General features: G+C 71.3%; 15 protein-coding genes. 8 read left to right on the top strand and 7 right to left on the bottom strand.

Going from position 1 to position 19,275, the window contains the following annotated elements; genetic code table 11:
* Window positions 1-47: 47 nt before the first annotated feature.
* From LUZ64_RS29105 to LUZ64_RS29085, 5 genes are all read right to left on the bottom strand, one after another.
* Window positions 48-3,389 carry a DUF4132 domain-containing protein gene (locus LUZ64_RS29105; RefSeq protein WP_232398951.1) on the bottom strand — a complete coding sequence of 1,114 codons (3,342 nt, stop codon included), beginning with the start codon at window positions 3,387-3,389 and terminating at the stop codon, window positions 48-50.
* Between the two features lie 112 nt (window positions 3,390-3,501).
* Window positions 3,502-5,136, bottom strand: a complete 1,635-nt coding sequence (abc-f, locus tag LUZ64_RS29100) for a ribosomal protection-like ABC-F family protein (RefSeq protein ID WP_095583916.1) — start codon at window positions 5,134-5,136, stop codon at window positions 3,502-3,504.
* A 321-nt stretch (window positions 5,137-5,457) separates the two neighbouring features.
* Window positions 5,458-6,681 carry a beta-ketoacyl-[acyl-carrier-protein] synthase family protein gene (locus tag LUZ64_RS29095; protein ID WP_095583917.1) on the bottom strand — a complete coding sequence of 408 codons (1,224 nt, stop codon included), beginning with the start codon at window positions 6,679-6,681 and terminating at the stop codon, window positions 5,458-5,460.
* Complete coding sequence (locus tag LUZ64_RS29090; RefSeq protein ID WP_232398950.1) at window positions 6,668-6,928, bottom strand: acyl carrier protein; 261 nt, start codon at window positions 6,926-6,928, stop codon at window positions 6,668-6,670. The genes LUZ64_RS29095 and LUZ64_RS29090 overlap by 14 nt, the downstream gene beginning before the upstream one ends.
* Window positions 6,929-6,947: 19 nt before the next feature.
* A complete protein-coding gene (locus tag LUZ64_RS29085; protein ID WP_232398948.1) occupies window positions 6,948-7,886 on the bottom strand; it encodes an acyl-ACP desaturase in 939 nt (312 codons plus the stop codon).
* Window positions 7,887-8,382: 496 nt separating this feature from the next.
* Between LUZ64_RS29085 and LUZ64_RS29080 the strand changes: the two genes are divergently transcribed.
* The 5 genes from LUZ64_RS29080 to LUZ64_RS29060 all read left to right on the top strand — a co-directional run bounded on the left by LUZ64_RS29080 (window position 8,383) and on the right by LUZ64_RS29060 (window position 13,229).
* Window positions 8,383-9,732, top strand: a complete 1,350-nt coding sequence (locus tag LUZ64_RS29080; RefSeq protein WP_170116901.1) for a condensation domain-containing protein — start codon at window positions 8,383-8,385, stop codon at window positions 9,730-9,732.
* Between the two features lie 75 nt (window positions 9,733-9,807).
* The gene (locus tag LUZ64_RS29075; RefSeq protein WP_095583920.1) at window positions 9,808-10,713 is read left to right on the top strand and encodes an SAM-dependent methyltransferase; all 906 of its coding nucleotides are present in this window, start codon (window positions 9,808-9,810) and stop codon (window positions 10,711-10,713) included.
* Window positions 10,714-10,893: 180 nt separating this feature from the next.
* The gene (locus LUZ64_RS29070) at window positions 10,894-11,712 is read left to right on the top strand and encodes an ATP nucleotide 3'-pyrophosphokinase (protein WP_095583921.1); all 819 of its coding nucleotides are present in this window, start codon (window positions 10,894-10,896) and stop codon (window positions 11,710-11,712) included.
* Between the two features lie 412 nt (window positions 11,713-12,124).
* Entirely contained in the window at window positions 12,125-12,394 is a 270-nt protein-coding gene (locus tag LUZ64_RS37845; RefSeq protein ID WP_372478754.1) for an amidohydrolase family protein, read from the top strand.
* A gap of 31 nt (window positions 12,395-12,425) precedes the next feature.
* Window positions 12,426-13,229, top strand: coding sequence for a helix-turn-helix transcriptional regulator (locus tag LUZ64_RS29060; protein ID WP_095583922.1), 804 nt, complete (start codon window positions 12,426-12,428; stop codon window positions 13,227-13,229).
* Between the two features lie 132 nt (window positions 13,230-13,361).
* On the opposite strand, the gene LUZ64_RS29055 is transcribed toward LUZ64_RS29060, so the two are convergent.
* Window positions 13,362-13,928, bottom strand: a complete 567-nt coding sequence (locus LUZ64_RS29055; RefSeq protein WP_232398974.1) for a response regulator transcription factor — start codon at window positions 13,926-13,928, stop codon at window positions 13,362-13,364.
* A gap of 891 nt (window positions 13,929-14,819) precedes the next feature.
* Here LUZ64_RS29055 and LUZ64_RS29050 point away from each other — a divergent pair.
* A complete protein-coding gene (locus LUZ64_RS29050; protein WP_095583277.1) occupies window positions 14,820-16,565 on the top strand; it encodes a S8 family serine peptidase in 1,746 nt (581 codons plus the stop codon).
* Between the two features lie 22 nt (window positions 16,566-16,587).
* The gene (locus tag LUZ64_RS29045) at window positions 16,588-16,881 is read left to right on the top strand and encodes a hypothetical protein (RefSeq protein ID WP_095583276.1); all 294 of its coding nucleotides are present in this window, start codon (window positions 16,588-16,590) and stop codon (window positions 16,879-16,881) included.
* 100 nt (window positions 16,882-16,981) lie between these two features.
* Here the strand turns inward: LUZ64_RS29045 and sigJ are convergent, their stop codons facing one another.
* Window positions 16,982-17,923, bottom strand: a complete 942-nt coding sequence (gene sigJ, locus LUZ64_RS29040) for an RNA polymerase sigma factor SigJ (protein WP_095583275.1) — start codon at window positions 17,921-17,923, stop codon at window positions 16,982-16,984.
* A 150-nt stretch (window positions 17,924-18,073) separates the two neighbouring features.
* Here sigJ and LUZ64_RS29035 point away from each other — a divergent pair, with 150 nt between their 5' ends.
* Window positions 18,074-19,174, top strand: coding sequence for an LUD domain-containing protein (locus LUZ64_RS29035; protein WP_095583274.1), 1,101 nt, complete (start codon window positions 18,074-18,076; stop codon window positions 19,172-19,174).
* Window positions 19,175-19,275: the final 101 nt, after the last annotated feature.

Here is a 19,275-nt window from a genome sequence, read left to right as displayed (position 1 = left end):
CGTGTCAGCCCCTCCCGCGGGCTCCGCCGACGGCGGAGCCCCTGGCCTCACATCGCCGTCAGCTCCGTGAGGTCGGACAGGAGTTCCGACGCCTCGACGGCGCCGAGTTCCCCCAGCCGGAGCGCGTACTCGCGGAACGGCAGGTAATCGGCCGGCCTCGTGTCGAGCCAGACGGTTTCCAGCAACTGTTCAGGGGCGGAGTCGATCTGCCCCACCGGTATCCCCTCCCGCAGGGCTATGACCGCGAAGCGGTTCGCCCCCAGCCGCTTGGAGATCCAGCGTTCGACGCCCGCGTCCATCGGCTCGCCCCTCTCCCAGCCGTGCCGCTCCAGGCCGAGCACCCTGCCCGTGGGCACGGTGAGCCCCTCGAAGCGGAAGAGCCGCCAGTCGCCCGCTTCCTCGTCCGTCAGGCGGTGGACCGCGCGGTGGAGTTGCGGGAAGGGCTGGCCGATCCCCGCGTGCGCGAAGCGGGCCGCCCAGGCGTCGAGACCCTCGCCCAGGTGCAAGGGATGCGGGAGCCGTACGGTCGCCGACTCGGTCAGGCGCACCTCACGGCCGGTGAGGTCGCGCGCCGTGCCGTCCTCGTCCACCCGGAACGCCGTACCGGCTCCGTCCTGCCACACCAGGCGCCGCACCAGGAGACCCAGCAACGGGTGCCGGACCAGGTACCGCACGAACTCCGGCGCCTCCCACGTCCGCCCCGTCAGCATCGCCGACTCCAGGCGACCCACCTGCGTGGAGGCGATGGTCCGTACTTCCTTCTTCAGGGCAGTGAAGCGCTTGCGCTCCGCCGCGGCCAGTTCGGCGTCGTCCCGCGCGGCCGGGGCGGGCAGTGCCTTGCGGAGCTTGCCCGCGTCGTCCCGGACGTACGGCTGGAGCCGCTGGTCGAAGCCGACGGTGAACCGGCGGGCGCCGTAGTCGATGACCGTGGAGCCCATGGGGCCAAGGTCGAGCGTGGGCACCAGACGGTCCGCCAGCCGGTCACGGGTCAGCCCGAGTTCCTCGGCCACCTCCTCGATCTTCTGCTGGGCACGGGCCTTGAGCGCCTTGAACTTCACCCGGTCGGCGACGCGCGTCAGGTGTGACAGCGCGGTGTCCGTGCCGATGCGGGCCAGGACGTCCAGGCCCGCGACCGCGCTGTGGTGCGCGCTCTCGCCCGGCCAGGCCATGATCACGGGGGTGAGCCCACGGACGGTTCCGTCGTCGCCGAGCACCCCGAGCGCGTGCAGCGCCCAATTCTCCTTCGCCGGCATTCCATGGAGGCGCCACTGCTGGAAGAGGCCCCACGCGAACTCCGCCAGCGACTCCGGCTCGCAGGAGTCCTGGAGTACGGCGAGGCCGGGATACATCTCGCCCGGCGCGGAGACGGCCAGCATGACGACCGCGTTCCGGACCGCTTCCACGGGCAGCGCGCCGCCCTTCCGCAGCATGATCTGCGGCAGGACCGCCGGGTCCGCCCAGCCGGGCACCTCGGGCAGGCGCACCGGCAGGGCGCTCACCAAGGGGTCCGCCTCGAGGAGCTCACCGATGGCCCGCACCACCGCGGGGCCGTACGCCTCCGCGGCGTCCCGTACGGTCTGATCACCGTGCTCAGCGGCGACCAGCCGCAGCGCCCGCTCGGCGCCGCGACGGGCGGCACCGGGCTTGCCCACGGCGTCCGGCACCAGCAGTGCGGCAGCCTCCGCGCCGTGCCGCAGGAACCAGGCGCGCGCGACGGCCGACGCCGTCCTGAGCCGGATCAGCCAGTCGGCCATGAGCCGGGCGACGCCGAGGCCGACGAACGGGAGCAGCAGCGGCCCCGCGGTGACCGGTTGCCTCGAAGCGGCGTGGAACACCGGTGCGAGCGCGTCCGGTCCGAACCGGGCCACGACCGGTCTGAAAGAGCCTTCGACGTCCCACAGGTCGTCCGGCGCCCACTCCTCCAGCAGGGGCAGCACTGTCTCCGCCGGGAGGTGGATGAACAACCCCGCCGCGTGCAGCGATGTCAGGAGCGACCCGCTCCGCAGTGCTTCCGGGCTCGGCTGCCTCGCCCATTCGGCCTCGGCTGCCGGTGCGGTCCACCAGCTCTCCGTGGCCGCCCATGTCTCGCGCTCTCCCGGAAGCCAGGCGATACGCGGGTCGCCGTCCGGGGCCGGCACCTTCACCAGGGTGGCCTTGCGCGGCCCCGCCGCCTCCCACGGCGGGCTCGTCAGCAGTTCCGGAACGGAGTCGGCGGGTGCCTCCGGCAGCAGGTCGTCTCCGTGGGCGAGGGGTGCGACGAGTGCCGCGACCCGCTCGGGAAGCGCGGGCAGGAGGGACACGGCCAGCGCACGGTGAGATCGGATGTGCGCCGTGAACATCTGTCTTACGAGCGGCGCCGGTTCATCGGGTCCGGCGCATGTCTCGCCGAGCAGCCTCACGGCCCGCGCGGGGTACCGGAGCGCGGCGTCGAGCAGCGCGGGGCGGACGGACGCGTTCCCGGCCTTGGCCAGCAGGACCCGGAACGCCTCGTCGGACGGGAGCGCGGCCAGGGCGCCGCTGAGCAGTTCGAGGGTGTCGTTGAGGACGTGGTCCGCGTTCAGGTCCTGTGTGAGGAACGGGGCGATCGCCGGGCCGACGGCCTCCGTGAGACCGGCGATCGTGGCGAGGTCCCAGCCCTGCCACATGTAGTCGTCACGCCCACCCAGTCGCGTGACCTGCTGGGCGGTGGCGACGGAGCACAGCATCATGCGCATGACGGTGTTGTCGCCCCGGATGCCGGGGCCTTCGTCCGCGCAGCACTCGGCCACCCACTCGGCCTCGCCGGGCACGAGATACGACACGACGGCGCGGCGCCGGGTGCCCGTCCGGTGCGGGGCCAGCGCGGCCACCGTCCTCGCGTACGCCTCCTCGTCCGCCACCGCGAGCAGGGCTCGGACGCGGTCGGCGACGGGCCGGTACATGTGGGAGACGTAGGACCCGTGCTCCGACCGGACGGCGACCCCGTTGCCGGGCTCGCCCTCGACGTAGTCCAAATGGAGGTCGAAGAGCTCCGCGACGGCCTCGGCCGCGAACGGCAGGCCATGGGCCCGCACCCAGGCGTCCGCCCGCAGCGCGGCCGGAACCGCCCGCCCGCCGTCGGCCAAGGCCAGGACCGCGGCTCCCAGCGGGCTCGCGTCACCCTCTTGCCGAGCCCTCGCGGCGGCGACGAGCCGCTGGTCGCTCCGCGGGTGGGCGAGGACCTTCTCGGTCCACTCCGCGGCACGCCCGGCCAGGCGCGCGGCCTGCTCGGCCGCGTCCGCCGCGACCGGGGGAACCTGTGTGGACAGGCCGCCTCTGCGGGGATGCAGCGCGCGCCGCCACGCGCCGGGCATGGTGAACGTGTCCTCGTCGTGCGGCGCGGCGCCGTCGGTGTGCTCGCTGAGCAGCACGGTTCCCCCTGAAATCACAGTCCGTCATCGGGTGCTCCCCACGGTAGGGGTCACCACTGACAACGGACTCTCGACGGGGGCTCAGGCCCGGCGGCGCCGGGGAACAGCCGGCTCACACCTCAGGGGCTCCGGTCTCCGTCAGCCGGCCGTCGGACAGCCTCAGCCACCGGTTCACGCCGATCTTGTGGAGGAAACGCTCGTCGTGGCTGACGACCACGAAGGCCCCCTGATAGGAGTTCAGGGCGCCCTCCAACTGGCCCGTGCTGACCAGGTCGAGGTTGTTCGTCGGTTCGTCCAGGAGCAGCAGGTGCGGGGCCGGTTCGGCGCACAGTACGCAGGCCAGGGTGGCGCGCAGCCGCTCGCCGCCGGAGAGTACGGAGACGGGCAGGTGGGCGCGGTCACCGCGGAAGAGGAAGCGGGCGAGCAGGTTCATCCGCTCCGCCTGCGGCCGTTCCGGGGCGTAGTCGGCGAAGTTCTCGGCGACCGTGCGGTCGGGGTCCAGCAGATCGAGGCGCTGCGAGAGGTAGGCGATGCGCCCGTCGGCTCGTTTGATCTCGCCGTTCCCGGGGGTCAGGTCGCCGTCGAGCAGGCGGAGCAGGGTGCTCTTCCCGGCGCCGTTGGGGCCGGTCAGCGCGATGCGTTCCGGTCCCCGGATCGTCAGGTCGACGCCGTGGCCGGCGAAGACGTTCTTTTCGCCGAGGTGGATGTGGAGTTGTTCGCCGGAGAACAGGTTGCGTCCGGTGGGGACGTTGGTGGCGGGCAGGTCCAGGGTGATGCGCTGTTCCTCGCGCAGTGCGCGTCCGGCCTCGTCCAGCCGGGCCTTCGCTTCGTCGATCCGGCCGGCGTGCATCTGACCGGCCCGTCCGGCGGACTCCTGCGCGCCGCGCTTCATGTTGCCGGCGAAGATGCGCGGCAGTCCGGCGCTCTTCAGGTTGCGGGCGGCGTTGCTCTGCCGGCGTTCGGCGCGTTCGCGGGCCTGCTGCATCTCCCGCTTCTCCCGCTTCAGCTCCTGTTCGGCGTTGCGGACGTTCTTCTCGGCGACCTCCTGCTCGGCGCGGACGGTCTCCTCGTAGGCGGTGAAGTTCCCGCTGAGGACGCGGAGTTCGCCTCGGTCGAGTTCGGCGATGCGTTCCATGCGGTCGAGCAGGGCGCGGTCGTGGCTGACCAGGAGCAGGCAGCCGTGGAAGTCCGCCAGCGCGTCGTAGAGCTTGTGCCGGGCGTCGAGGTCGAGGTTGTTGGTGGGCTCGTCGAGCAGCAGCACGTCGGGCCGCTTCAGCAGCTGGGCGGCGAGGCCGAGGGAGACGATCTGACCGCCGCTGAGGGTGCTCAGGGTGCGGTCCAGGGCGAGGTCTGCCAGGCCGAGACGGTCCAGCTGGGCGCGGGTGCGTTCCTCGACGTCCCAGTCGTCGCCGATGGTGGTGAAGTGCTTTTCGTCGGCGTCCCCGGACTCGACGGCGTCGATGGCCCGGATGATCGCGGCGACGCCCAGCACCTCGGCCACGGTGAGGTCCCCGGTCAGAGGGAGGCTCTGCGGGAGGTAGCCGAGGGTGCCGGTCACGGAGACCGATCCGGTGCCGGGCCGCAGTTCACCGGCGATGAGCTTGAGCAGCGTGCTCTTGCCGGTGCCGTTGGGTGCGACGAGGCCGGTGCGGCCGGAGCCGAGGGTAAAGGACAGGCCCTGGAAGACGGGGGTGCGGTCGGGCCAGGTGAAGGACAGGTTCGAGCAGACGACGGAAACGCCGGACATGGAGATGACCTCGTGGGGAGGGAGGCAGGAATGACACTTCTGCCTCGGCAGCAGACAAGGGAAGAGAGGATGCGACAACGAGGCCACGACGGCGGCGCTTCCGCGCACCGGCCGGTGGCCTGTCGGAGCCGGGGAGTCACCCGGAGATGTCGTCGTCCATCGCCATGTCCTGCATCTCCTCAACGCATGATCAATACTCGCGGCATGCTAACAGGACCGCTCGGTCGGCAGCACGTCGTTTTTACGGAGCCTGGGCGCGGTACGCCGTTTGCGGGCGCGGGGGCGGGGAGGGGTCGGCTTCTCCCCCTGCCGCTCCGGGCATCAGGGAGCCGTGAGCAGCAGGACCGCGTTCTGCCCGCCGAAGCCGAAGGAGAAGCTCAGGGCGGTGTCCGCGCGGATGGGGCGCGGCTCCCCGGCGACGATGTCGATCTCGTGGCCCGTGTCCTGGTCCTGGAAGTTCGCCACCGGAGGCACCGTCTGGTGGCGGAGCGCGAGGACGGTGTAGACGGCCTCGATCGCACCGGCCGCGCCGAGGGAATGGCCGATGATGCCTTTGGGGGCGGTGACCGGTGGTGTGCGGTCCCCGAAGGCCCGTGAGAGGGCCGCCGCCTCCAGCGCGTCGTTCCTCGGGGTGGAGGTGCCGTGCGCGTTGATGTGCCCGATGTCGCCGGGTCGGCATCCGCCGTCCTTGAGGGCGGCGGCGATGGCCTGCAGTACGCCCCGGCCCTCGGGGTGCGGGGAGATGGGGTGGTGTGCGTCGGCGCTGGCCCCGTAGCCGCGCAGCAGGGCCTGCACCGGTGCCCGGCGGGCCCGCGCGGTGGACAGCCGTTCCAGTACCAGGACGGCGGCGCCCTCGCCGAGGACGAATCCGTCGCGGGCCGTGTCGAACGGACGGCTGGCGAGCGCCGGCTGTTCCCGGCGCCGGGACAGCGCCCGCATCCGCGCGAAGCAGGCGGCGGAGATGCGGGTCCGCGCCCCCTCGGCTCCGCCTGTCAGCACGATGTCGCACGTGCCCGAGCGCAGCAGGTCCCGCGCGACCCCGATCGCGGTGGCACCCGAGGCACATGCCGTGGAGACGGTGAAATTCGGTCCTTGCGCTCCCAGGTCGAGCGCCACCTCCCCCGCCGCCATGTTCGGCAGGCTGCGTGGCAGCGCGAGCGGGGAGACACGCTCCGGCTGCCCTGTGTGGAGGTGGTGGAAGACGGTTTCGTAGGTACTCATGCTGGTGCTGCCGACGCCCAGGACGACCCCGACCCGTTCCCCTCGCCAGGTGCGCGGCTCAAGGCCGGCGTCGAGGACCGCCTGCCGGGCGGCGACCAGTGCGAACTGCGCGAAAGGGTCCAGGCGCTGTGCGAGCCGGCCGAGCTCCGCCTCGGCGTCGAAGTCCCTGACCCGGCAGGAGAAATCGACGGGCAGCCCCTCCAGAAGGGGGTCGGTGGCGGCGACCGAGCTCCCCCGGCACAGGGCGGCCCAGTTCGCCTCGGCGGTATGCCCCGCCGGAGTCACCAGGCCCAGTCCGGTGATCGCGATGTCAGGTCGCCTCATCGAACACCTTCGCCGCCTCGCCGAGGGTGGCGGCCGGGGAGAGGTCCAGGGCACTGTCGGGCAGGACGATGCCGAGCACGTCCTCGGCGGCGACCACGAGTTCCATCAGGGCCAGCGAGTCGATGTCAAGGCTCTCCAGCGTCGTCGCGGCCGAGAGCCCGTCGGCGGGTACCGGAATCCTCAGGTGATCGGTCAGCAGGGCGATGAAATTCTCGGGAAGCGCGACCTGGTCCATGGGGTTCGTCATGACGACAGCTCCTGTTCTCTCACGGGGACAGGGGGAGGGTCCTGCTTGCGTTCATACGTGCGTACAGCGCGCGGGCCCGGGCCGCCTGTGCCTTCAACCGTTCCTCGTACAGGCCGATTCGTTCCTGGGCCTGTCCGCCGACCGGGCCGAGGCCGGGCGCCGTCATCACCGACAGGGCGCGCAGCAGCGGCTGCACCACGTGCTCGTGATGGACGTCCAGGTTGTAGATACCGGCCGCGGCGACGCGCACGGCCCGCGCCCGGAACCCGGGGATGCCGGTCCCCGGCATCCGGAACTCGCACAGGACATCCGCCAGGGCGACCATGGCGTCGTCGGGAAACGCCCGGAGCGCGTCGGCGAACAGCCCCCGGTAGAACAGCATGTGCAGGTTCTCGTCGGCGGCGATCCTGGTCATCAGCATCTCGCCCAGCCGGTCACCGCACAGCGCGCCGGTGTTCCGGTGGGCCTGCCGGGTCGCCAGCTCCTGGACGGTGGCGTACGCCAGGCCGTGCAGCACCGTGGAGCAGCCGAGGGACCACCCGGCCGCCATGTGCCGGATCCGTAGGTGTTCGAGGGCGACGGGATCCACCGCCCGGCGGGCGTGGACGAAGGCACGCAGCACGGCCGAGTGCCGGTCCTCCTCGGCCGTCCATCTGTGGTTCCACGCTCCCCAGGCCCCGTCCCGCCCGAGCTGCACCGCGATCTCGAAGTGGTAACTGGGCAGGTTGTCCTCGGTGAGAAGGTTGATGACCAGCGCGTCCTGCACGGCCGGCGACAGAGCCGACTGTTCCGGCTGCCAGGCGGCGCCCTCCAGCGGCCCGTCGAAGTCCTGTGCCCCGCTCCACGGTACGAACTGGTGCGGCAGCCAGTCATGAGCGGCCGCGAGATGGCGTTCCAGCAGCCTTTCCACCGAGGGCTCAAGCTCCCGCAGCACGCTCTCAGCCGCAGCAGGAGTCACCTGCTCACCTCATTTCCTCGTGCGGTCTCCGACTGCCGGGCGAAGCCCGAACGCGTCCCGGCTTCACTTGTCGCGCTTCCTCTCCGCGTTCATGCCTCATGCGAGTCTGCGCCGCTGTGGCGTCTATATGCGGGCAACGAGCGGTAGTTGATCGCGGAAAGGAGCGGGCGAAGGCGCGGGCACGACGACGCGAACGCCCGCGTACGCCGGGAGAGTCTCGCGGTCGCCGCCCGGGGTACGCACGCGCGCCGCCAAGGCGGCGGACGGCGCTCACCGCGAGCACACCCGCACCTTCAAGGGGCGGCCCAGGCCCTTCGTTTCGGGTGATCACATAAGGCTGTATATGCCACATGGTGTAACCCGGGGACCGGCGGGGAGGCTCGTCGGGAGCCCATGGGAGGTGCCGATGCCCGGTTCCAGCGGTGCGACTCCGTCCGCTCCCAGCCGGAGAGAATGCCTTGACGCCGAAGGCCGCACAGCGCGCCCCACCCCGCACGTGCTGCCGCTCACCGCGGCACAGCGCAAGATCTGGCTCGCCGAGCAGGACGCGTCCGGCGCGCACGAGGCGTACCGGATCAGCCAGTGCGCGCACCTCCACGGACCGGTCGACACCGGGCTGTTCGAAGCGGCGATGAGACAGGTCCTCGCCGAGGCCGACACGCTGCGCGTACGCATCACCGCCACCCCGGACGGCCCCGTCCAAGAGGTACACCCGGCGGCCGACAGCGCCTGGGCGTGCGTCGACGTCAGCGGTGAGCCTGATCCGCACGGCGCGGCGCGGCGCTGGATCGCGGCGGACATGGCCGAACCGATCGACTTGGCTCACGGCCCGCTCTTCCGGTGCGCGCTGATCGCGCTCCGGGCGGACCACTGGCTGTGTTACCTCAGTGCCCACCATGTGGTGGCGGACGGCTACAGCCTCTTCCTGATCACACGCCGGTTCACGCGGGTGTACGCGCTTCTGGCCGCCGGGGAACCAGTAGGGGCGTCCCCGTTCGGATCACTGGCGGACCTGGTGAAGGCCGACCTGGACTACCGTTCCTCGCCGCGGTACGCCGCCGATGGCGCTTACTGGAAACGGACGTTCAGCGATCCACCGGCCCCGGCCCCGCTGCCCGCCCGACCGGCTCCTACGGACGGGCGGCAAGGCACGGACAGCGGTTACCTGGCCGAACAGGCTCTGCGCGTGAGCGGGGAACGTCCGCTCGCACGCCCGGAAGCACTTCAAAAGGCGGCCCTGGCTGCCGGGATCGCGCGGTCACGGTTCCTTTGTGCCGCGGCGGCGGTGTACGCGCACCGGCTGACGGCGGCACCCGAGGTGGTGATCGGCCTGGCCGTCACCGGCCGCCCGCAGCGCGCGCTCATGACCACCCCAGGCGTGCTCCACAACATCGTGCCCCTGCGCCTCAGGGTCCACTCCGGCATGCCGCTGGCCGAACTGCTCACCCAGGTCGACCGCGCGATGAACGAGGCGGTGGCCCATCAGCGCTACCCCGGCGAGGATCTGGCCCGTGACCTCGGTCTGCCCGGCAGCATCGCCTCCCGGTTCTCGCTCATCGTCAACGTCATGCCGCTCGGTCGTCCCCTCAGCATGGGCGGTATCCCCTGCACCGTTTCCGGCGTCCACGTCGCCGCCGGCCGACCGGCCTGCCTGAAGCTTCTCGCCCTGGACCGGCGCGACGGTGCCGGGCTGCGGCTGGACGTACAGGCCACCCGCGAGCAGTACACGCGGGCCGACCTGGCAGACCACCAACGGCGGCTGCTGCTCCTGCTCGACGCCATGGCCACTGCCGATCCTCACCGGCACGTCGGCGCCCTGCACAGCGGAAATCTCTCGAATGCGTAGGCCGGTGAATCGGCTCAAGGCCGGGGAACAGAGCGCCCGTAGCCACGTCCGCTTCCACCGCGAGGGAGAAGGCCGATGAGTGTCCCACCCGAGCAGCGCGGCCGAGCGGGCGCCACCGCCGCGGACATTCAGGCCCACTACGACGTCGGCAAGGAGTTCTACGGACTGTGGCTCGACCCCGGCCTGACGTACTCCTGCGCCTTGTGGGACGGCATCACCGGTGATCCGGCGCGAACCGACCTGCTGCTGAGAGCCCAGCGCGCGAAGCTCCGGTACCACCTCGCCCAGGCCGGCATCACGGCGGACGGCCGCCTTTTGGACATCGGTTGCGGCTGGGGCAGCCTCCTGCGGACGGCCACGGAAGAGACCGGTGTCCGGCACGCGGTCGGCCTTACCCTCAGCGCCGACCAGCACGCGCACGTACGTTCCCTCGGGTTGCCCGGAGTGGACGTCAGGATCCAGGACTGGCGTGATCACGAGCCGGACGAACCCTACGACGGCATCGTCTCGATCGGGGCGTTCGAACACTTCACCCACCTGGACATGCCGCACGACGAACGGATCACGGCCTACCGTGCCTTCTTCGCGCGCTGTGCCGCTTGGCTGCCGCCGTTCGGCCGCCTCAGCCTCCAGACCATCGCGCTGACCGACGGCAGTGACCTCGACGGACCCGTACCCGCCTTCTTCGCCCGCGAGGTCTTCCCCGGCTCGGCACTGCCCCGTCTGTCCGAGATCACCACCGCGAGTGAGCCGTACTTCGCGATCACCGCGGTGCGCGAGGACGGCGGGGACTACGTACGCACCCTGCGCGGCTGGTCCACCCGGCTGGTCCGAGCCCGGGAAGAGGCCGAGTCGCTCGTCGGGCCCGACACCTATCGGCGGTATCGCACCTACCTTCGGGCCAGTGAGATCGTCTTCATGCGACAAGCCTCCACTCTGTACCGGATCACGCTGCGTCGGCGGCAGTGCCGGGCTCGGTAGCCCGCCGGCCGAGCCGAGCGACCGGGCACACCCCCTGGATCTTTTCTCGCCCTGAACCGTCGTGATCCAGTCAAATAGCCCCGTGGTGGGAGCGGTGCGCGAACCGATGGCCGCTCCCCACGTTGATCGTGCGGGCGGGCCGGCGAACGGCCCGGACGCAGGACAAGAAGGGGAGTCTCCATGGGGATGCTGGTCAGAGCACGTCGAGGTGCGGTGGCCGCCGCGCTGGCCGCGGCGCTGAGTGTCGGGATGGCGCCCGCGGCCGCGTGGGCCGCCCCCGGCCCGGACGGGGTCGGCAGGACGAGCGAGAGCACCGCCCGCGACGACGGCTGGCACGGGGACGGGCTGGAGCTCAACGCCTCCGACAACCGCGCCGTGGACGCGTTCCTGAAGCAGGCCGAGAAGGCCGAGAAGGAGATCAGCCCGCGCGTACGGGCCGCCGCCGTCCTGAGCGAGGCCGAGCTGATCGGGTTCGACCAGCGCCTGAAGTCCCCGGACTCGCTGAAGCGCAAGGTCGCCACCTCGATGAAGGAGACGCCGGGCCAGACCGTCAACCAGGCCCTGGCCACGATGAAGGACTCGGTGCGCTACACCTTGCAGTGGCCCGACGGGAAGTACACCTCCGGTGTCGGCCTCGCCGCGCTGCTGCTGTCCGCGTGGGGCGACGACACCGTGAAGTGGTCGAACACCTGGGACCGGCCCAAGGGGTACAAGGGCATCAACTCCGCCTGGCGTGAGCCGCACCGGGGGCACGCGTACGAGGTGCAGTTCCACACCCCGGCCAGCAAGAAGGCCCAGGTGGACACCCACAAGCTCTACGAGGAGCAACGCCTGCCCGGCACCTCGCCGGAGCGTGTGAAGGAGCTCCAGGCCCAGCAGGACGCGATCTTCGCGGCCGTCCCCGTACCCGACGGCGCCGCGGAGCTCACAGCGCCGGGTTCCCGGGTGCCCGCCGGCCTCTCCCCCACGCCTGCCGCGCCGAGGATGCCCGTCGGCTGACGGCCTCGCCGTGACCGCGCGGTGGCGTCCGCCTCGGCTCGGCACGAGGACCCCGCCACCGCCGGAACGCGTATCGGTGGGATGACCGATGTCCGGGCGCCGGGATCGGCGCCATCATCAGGTACGCCCACGCCGCCGGGGGCCATCAGGTACGCCCACGCCGCTGGGCACCGGCTGGGCGTCCACGTCACCGGTGACCGGGCCTGCGACACCTTCGCGGACGCCTTCGCCGCGGCCATGGCCGAGCACCCGTGGCCCGACGCACGCCACTACGTCATCCACGGCGGCTTCCTCACCGCGCGCAGCATGAAGGTGCTGGCCGCCCACGGCCTCGGCGTCAATATGAACGCCACCGTCAAGTGGACCGTCGCCCCGGTCACGTGCCCGGACCGGCGCCAGGGCGTCGCCAACCATGTTGCTGCGCGAGGTGAAGACCGCCGGCCGGGTCAGCGGCCCCGAGCAGCGCGTCGGCCTGGCGGAGGCGATCCGTACGTACACGATCGGCGGGGCCTGGCAGGACTTCGCCGACGACTGGAAGGGCTCCCTGGAGCCGGGCAAGGTCGCCGACCTCCGCGTGCTCGACGGGGACCTGCTCGCCGCGGACCCCCACGACATCCCGGAGATGCCCGTCGTCCTCACGGTCATGGACGGGCGGGTCGTGCACGACACCCTTCGCGATTGACGTATTCCAGGCACATGATCATTCTTGGGGAATGACAGCGGAGCGGAGCACGGCGGACATCCTGGACGCGGCCGTCCGCGTCCGTGAGGCCGCCAGGAGCGCCACGAGCGGCGCGACCGGCGTCGACACGGTCCTGGAGGCGCTGTCGGAGGTGGTGGAGTACGACCACGCCTCGCTGACCCGGTGGGATCCGCTGCGCCGGCGCCACACCACCCTGGCCGGGAGCTACCCGGACGAGGCCACGGCCTACATCGAGACCAGCCTCCACCACGACCCGGTGTTCCCCGTGCTCCGCGGCCCGGCGCGGGGCGGTCTCTGGCTCAGCGACGTCCCCCGGGAGCTCCTGGCCACGTCCCCGGGCTTCCAGGACGTGCTGCGCCCCCTCGGCATCGAGGGTGGCGTGGCCCAGTGCCTGTTCGCCGCCGACGGCCGGTACGTCGGCATGCTGAACGTCAGCACCCGCCGGCCGCGGCGCGCCCCCGATCCGGCGCGCGCCGTGGTCACACTGCTCACCGAGGCCCTCGCCGCGGCCGTCGCCCCTCGGCCGGGCCCGCCGTCCGAGGAGTCCGCGGCGGCCGGCCCCGCCCCGGGCGCGCGGCACCCGGACGCGCGGCACCCGGACGCGCGGCGGCCCGGCGGACTCTCGCCACGGGAGCTCGAGGTACTGGCCGAACTGACCGCGGGCCGCACCAACCGGGAGATCGCCGAGCGGCTCTACATCACACCGCGCACGGTGGGGACCCACATCGAGCACATCCTCTCCAAGCTCGGCCTCCCCAACCGCGCGGCCGCCGCCGCCCGCGCCGCGGCCTGGGGAATCGAACCCTCCCGCTGACGCGAGCCCGGCGACGCGTAGCGCTCGGATCGCGGGCGCGCCCTTACGGGGCACGGGCACTCCCGCCCCTCACGCACCGGGGCACTCACCCTGCCGGCACGGGGTGCGCGGACCCCGGAGGCGTGGAGGGCGTCAGTTGACGAGACCGAGGTGGGCGGCTCGTACGCCCGCCTGGAAGCGGCTGCCCGCGCCCAGTTCGTGCATCAGCGCGGCCAGATGACGGCGGAACGTCCGCGAGGACATCCCCACCCGCCGAGCGATCACCTCGTCCTTCAGCCCCGACGCCAGCAACTGCAAAATCGTCGACTTCAGATCACCCAGCGCGTCACCGCCGTACCCCGGCGCCGCACCCTCGACCGGACTCCCCGACTCCCACAAACGCTCGAACATCCGGCCGAGAAAACCCACCAAATGCCGCTCATACGCCAGCGAACCCCCCTCCTCCCCCGCCTCGTCCCCCTCCTGAGCCGGAAGGAACGCCGCCTGCCCGTCGAAGACCACCACCGGATCGAACGCCTCCGTACACGTCCGCACCTCAGCACCCCCGGCCACAAGACGAGACAGCACCGAACGCGCCACCGCGTCCCCACGCAACGTATGCGGGCACAACACCCGCACACCGACGCGGTTGCGCAGCGGGTCCGCGAGCAGCTCCAGGGCCAACGGACGGGACCCGCGCACCTCCCGCGCCGACAGCATCACCACCACCTCGAACCGGCAACCCCCCGCCAGATTCACCGACCGCGCACGAGCCTGACGCGCACCTCCCACCGAATCGTCCGAGGGAGGGGCACCCACAGGAGCGGCGGAAGGGGACAGGGCGGCCCAGAGCGGGGCGACACCCACGGGCTCGAGCGGAGGTTCAGCAGGGGGAGCGGCCGGAGCGGGGGAAGGCGTTCGGTGGCGGGCGTACGAGACCACGGACGCCGCCTCATCGGACTCGGCCGCAGCGGAAGCCGATGTAGCGGAAGTCGCGGAGGGAACGGGTGTCGCGGATGCGGGCGTGTGGACCGGTACGGCTTCCTTGAGCATCTTCACTCACCTCTGAGGTGCCGACAGCATTTTCCGGTAGGGGAAGGCGCCCGGACCCGCCGCCGGACCACAGGGAAACCGGCAGGCAGTCGGGCAGTACGCAGGGAGCAAGTGGCCGCAGGAGGAGAGGAAGAGTCGCGGAAGAGAACAAGGAAGGCCCCGCCGCCGGACAGTACGACGGGAAGCGGGAACCCGCACCGCCGTGAGGGCCCGCACCAGCAAGGTGATGCGGGTGCCTCACGGCGCGCACGCGTCCCGGTACCACCACACTCACGCGGCTGCGCCCCCGTACCAGCCGCGTGAGTGCGTGCGCGAGCGGACGGTTTCCGCCCGCACAGGCCAAGTGACCGGAGTAGCCGGAACGTTACTCAGCGGACCCGAACCCGTCAAGACATCCGCTATAGCGGATGGCGAGAGCGTCCGGACGAGCTCACCGTCCGCCACGCTCTCCGCCGAGCTACTCGACCTGCCAACCCTTGTCAACAGGGACTAGCCTGGAAGTGGTCGCCAAATCTCCGAAACGCATGGTCACAGCTCAAACACACCACGGGGGCGATCATGGAATACGCCAAGCTTGCACCCACTCTCGCCGCCGCCTACGGGCGATATCTCGCGGACGACACCGCCACTCTGCGCCGGCAGTCGGCATCACTCGGATGGGTGTCCGTGGACGAACCGGCCAAGCCGACACGAGCGGTCGTCTCCCTCGTGTGCGCCCCGGACGCCAACCTGAACGACGTGAAAGTCCAAGGTCTGGAGATCAACGGAGGCGGGGACAGAGTACGCACGGCCATCGTCCCCTTCGACGCGCTGGAGGCCCTTTCCGAGCACGACGGAATCGAGCGCATCGTCTCCTCACACCTGCTCCGCCCTTGCCTCGACGAGGCACGCAGCAGCGTGCGGCTGGACTCTTTCCAGCATGACTCGAGGCTCACCGGGAAAGACGTGCTGATCGGCGTCATCGACAGTGGCGTCGACTCGAAGCATCCGGCGTTTCAGGGACGCATCGAGCGCATCTGGGACCAGACGCTCAGCGGATCGGGGGTCCCCGAAGGCCATTACGGCCTGGAGCTGAAAGGGTCGAAACTTACTCAGTCCCGGGACACCGATGGCCATGGCACCCATGTGAGCGGAATATGCACCGGAGCGGACGCCGCATTCCGAGGAGTGGCCCCCGAGGCCCGGCTCGTGATGGTCAAGACGAACTTCCTCGACAACGGGATCACCGATGGAGTCCAGTACATCTTCCGGCTCGGCCGGGAGCTGGGACTGCCGGCGGTGGTCAACCTGAGCCTCGGTGGACACTCCGATTCCCACGACGGCACGGACGCCCTCTCCCTGGCGATCGACGACGAAACCGGACCGGGGCGGATCGTCTGCTGCGCCGCCGGAAACGAGGGCAGCGACGACATCCACGCCCGCGTCGACGTGCACGGCACCGCGGTGAGATCCGTGCCGTGCATTCCCAGCATCAAGGGCAGGCGACGGGACTTCATGCTCAACGGCTGGTACTCGGCCTCCAACGAGTTCGAGGTCGCCGTCGCCTCGCCGTCCGGGCGCGCGACGGAATTCCAGGCCATCCGCTCCCCCGGGGAAACCCCTGCCGTGACCCACGAGCTGCCGGACGGACTGGTGGAGATCGCCACACAGCCGTCCACCTCCCTGAACTCCGACCGCAACTTCTTCGTCATCGTGCACCCCGAACGGCGCGCGGCGAACTCTCCGCTGCTGCCGACGTGGCAGCTGCTGGTCCGGGGCACCTCGGGAAGCGATCGCGGCCACGCGGACGTCTGGATCCTGGACTCGAGCGGCGACGCGCGACTCGGCGGCCCGTTGACGTCCGACGACATGAAGATCGGCTCGCCGGGCTGCTGCTCCTCCGCGATCACCGTCGCGGCGTACGCCAGCAGGACGTCCTGGGTCGACATCGACGGGGAGGACCAGGAGGCCACCTGGTTGCGCCTGGACGACATCGCGGACTTCAGCAGCGAGGGACCCCTGCGCGACGGCGGAAAGAAGCCGGACGTGACGGCCCCCGGTGCGATGGTGGTGGCTTCCCTGTCGCGGGACTCCGAACCGGATCGCTTCCTCACGCTGGACACCGAGCATGTCGCCTTGCAGGGAACGAGCATGGCGTGTCCGTTCATGGCGGGCCTGTGCGCGCTCCTGCTGCAAAGGGACAACGACCTCGACCCCGTGCGGGTAAAGAAGATCCTGAAGACCCACTCCGCCATTCCCCGCAACGCGTCGACTCAATTCGACCGGAAGTGGGGATTCGGACTGATCGACGCCGCCGACCTGTGAAGAGCCGGAGCAATACGGACCCATGGACTACAAAAAGCTCGACGCCCCTCTCACCCTCCGGATCGAGTCCGTGGACGACAGGGAAAGCAGGGTGATCCCCGTGATCGTCCGGCTGGCCGACGCGCCCTCGGACGAACAGCTCGCGGTGCTGAGGGGGGCGGGGGTGTCCACCGCCTCCGCGGAGCACAGAACCGTATCGGCGGACCTGTCACGACAGGACGTCGAGCGGCTCTCCGACGAGCCGTGGGTGGCGATGCTGTCCCTCGCGATGCCCCGGTTTCCGATGGGCTCCGCACGACGAGGCGGGCTTTCCTGAGCCGGCGCGCTCCCGCCCGCCCGCATACCGAGGCAGCGGTCGACGCGGCCCTGGCGTAACGGGCGTTTTCGGATCGCCCCTCAGCACCCATCCGCGCTCCTCAGCCCATCCGCCAGAGGCGGAGCTTCTCGGGGTTCCGCACCGCCCAGATGCGCCTGATCCGGTCGCCCGCGATCTCGAACGCGAACACGGTCGCGATGCCGCCGTCCTGATACGCCACCAAGCCGGGCAGGCCGTTGACCGTGCGTTCCAGGAACGTCGTGCGGTCGCCCGACACACGGGCGATCTCGGCGTAGGCACGTGCGATCCGCTCACCGCCCACGATCGGGTGCGGGTGGGTGACGGCCAGCCCGCCGCCGTCGGCGGTCGCGACGGCGTCGGGGTCGAGCAGGCCGATCAGGCCGTCGATGTCCTTGGCCTCCCACGCCGTTCTGAACCGCCTCACGATGCCGGCCCGCCCGGCGCCCGGGCCCGCCGCCGGGGTCTGCGCGGTACGGACGCGACGGCGGGCGGACGAGGCCAGTTGGCGGCACGCCGCCGGAGTGCGCCCGACGATCTCGGCGACCTCGCCGAAGGGGTAGCGGAAGACGTCGTGCAGGACGAACGCGACGCGCTCGGCCGGGGTCATGGCGTCGAGGACGACCAGGAAGGCCATGGTCACCGACTCGTCGAGGGTGACCCGATCGGCCGGGTCGGTCCGGTCGCCGCCGGAGCCCCCGGTGTTCCACTCCGTGGGCTCGGGCAGCGGTTCCGGGATCCAGTCGCCCACGTACGTCTCCCGCCTGGCCCGGGCCGAGCCGAGCAGGTTCAGGCAGATGCGCCCGGCGACCGTCATCAGCCAGGCGCCGGGCGACCCGATGGCCTGCCGCTCCCGTGCGGACATGGCGTACCAGCGGGCGTAGGTCTCCTGCACGACGTCCTCGGCGTCGGCAAGGGACCCGAGCAGCCGGTAGGCGAGGTTGATCAGCCTGCGCCGCTCGCTCACGATCACGCTGAGGCCCGGATCGTTCTGATCGTCGCCGGGCTCGGCCCTGGTGGTCATGGTCCGGCAGTCTCCCTCGCTCGCCTCTGTCGCCTCCACCCCTGACGACAAGACAGCCCTTCGGAATGTGAGGCGGCGCGTCGACCTCACATTCCGAAGGGCCGCGCTGTCGTAACGGTGAGACCGACGACAAGACGGAGAGGCACTTCGATGAACGACTTCCAGGCCATCGCGGACCGCGTCGAGATCGAGGCACTGCGCGGCGAGTTCACCGACGCGGCGATGATGCGCGACCGACCCCGCCTGGCGTCGCTGTTCACTCCGGACGGCGCCCTGCGCATGCCCCATGTCCCCGCCGATCAGGTCGGCCGCGAGGAGATCCGCGCCGGGGGCGAGCGGCTGCAGAGCCGGTGGGACTTCTTCGTACAGACCACACACGCCGGCACGATCCTTCTCGACGGCGACACCGCGACCGGCCGCGCCTACGTCCAAGAGCTCGCGCGCACCCTCGACGGGCACCAGGAGCAGAACTACGCCGTCTACCACGACCGCTACCGGCGCACCCCGGAGGGCTGGAAGTTCGCCGAGCGGGTGTACGAGGTCAGGTACCTCGACACCTCCCCGCCGGCGGGCACCGCGCCCCAACCGGCGCGGGGCGCCCGGACCAACCCGGCAGACGCTACGGCCACCCCGGCGCCGACCGCGTCCTTCACCGACCCGGTACCGACCGAACAACTGGAGCGGGTGGCCGCCGCGCTGATCGCCAACGGCTTCGCCGCCGAGGTCCTCGACGACGCCGCAGCCGCACGCGCCCGCGTCAAGGACCTCGTCCCCGAGGGCGCCAGTGTGCTCACCGGAGCCAGCGAGACCCTCCGGCTGTCCGGCATCGACGAGGACCTCAACGCCGGCGACCGGTACGACGCCATCAGGCCGCGCGTCCGGGGCATCGACCGTGCCACCGGCGCCGACGAGATCCGACGGCTGGTCTCCACTCCCGACTACGTCGTCAACAGCGTCGCCGCGGTCACCGAGACCGGCTCGCTCGTCCTCGCCTCGGGCAGCGGCAGCCAACTCCCCGCCAACGCGGGCGGCGCCTCCCGCGCCGTCTGGATCGTCGGCGCGCAGAAGGTGGTGCCCGACCTGAGCTCAGCGCTGCGCCGCGTCGAAGAACACTGCCTTCCCCTGGAGAACGCCCGGGCCCAAGCGGTGTACGGGATGCCCAGCGCCGTCAACCGCCTGCTCGTCCTCAACGCGGAACCCGGCCCGGGGCGCGGCACCGTGCTGCTTCTCCGAGAGGCCATCGGATACTGACCCGGCCCAGGGGGAGGTCTTCGCGTCGCCGACAGCAGGCCACTGGCCAGGCGGCCGGCCTCGGCGGCTCCGTGACGGTCGGCGGGCGCACCGTGGGCGAC

The organism is Streptomyces albireticuli, assembly GCF_021228125.1.
GTDB classification, from domain to species: Bacteria; Actinomycetota; Actinomycetes; order Streptomycetales; family Streptomycetaceae; genus Streptomyces; species Streptomyces albireticuli.
This window is presented reverse-complemented; position numbering and strand designations above follow the sequence as displayed.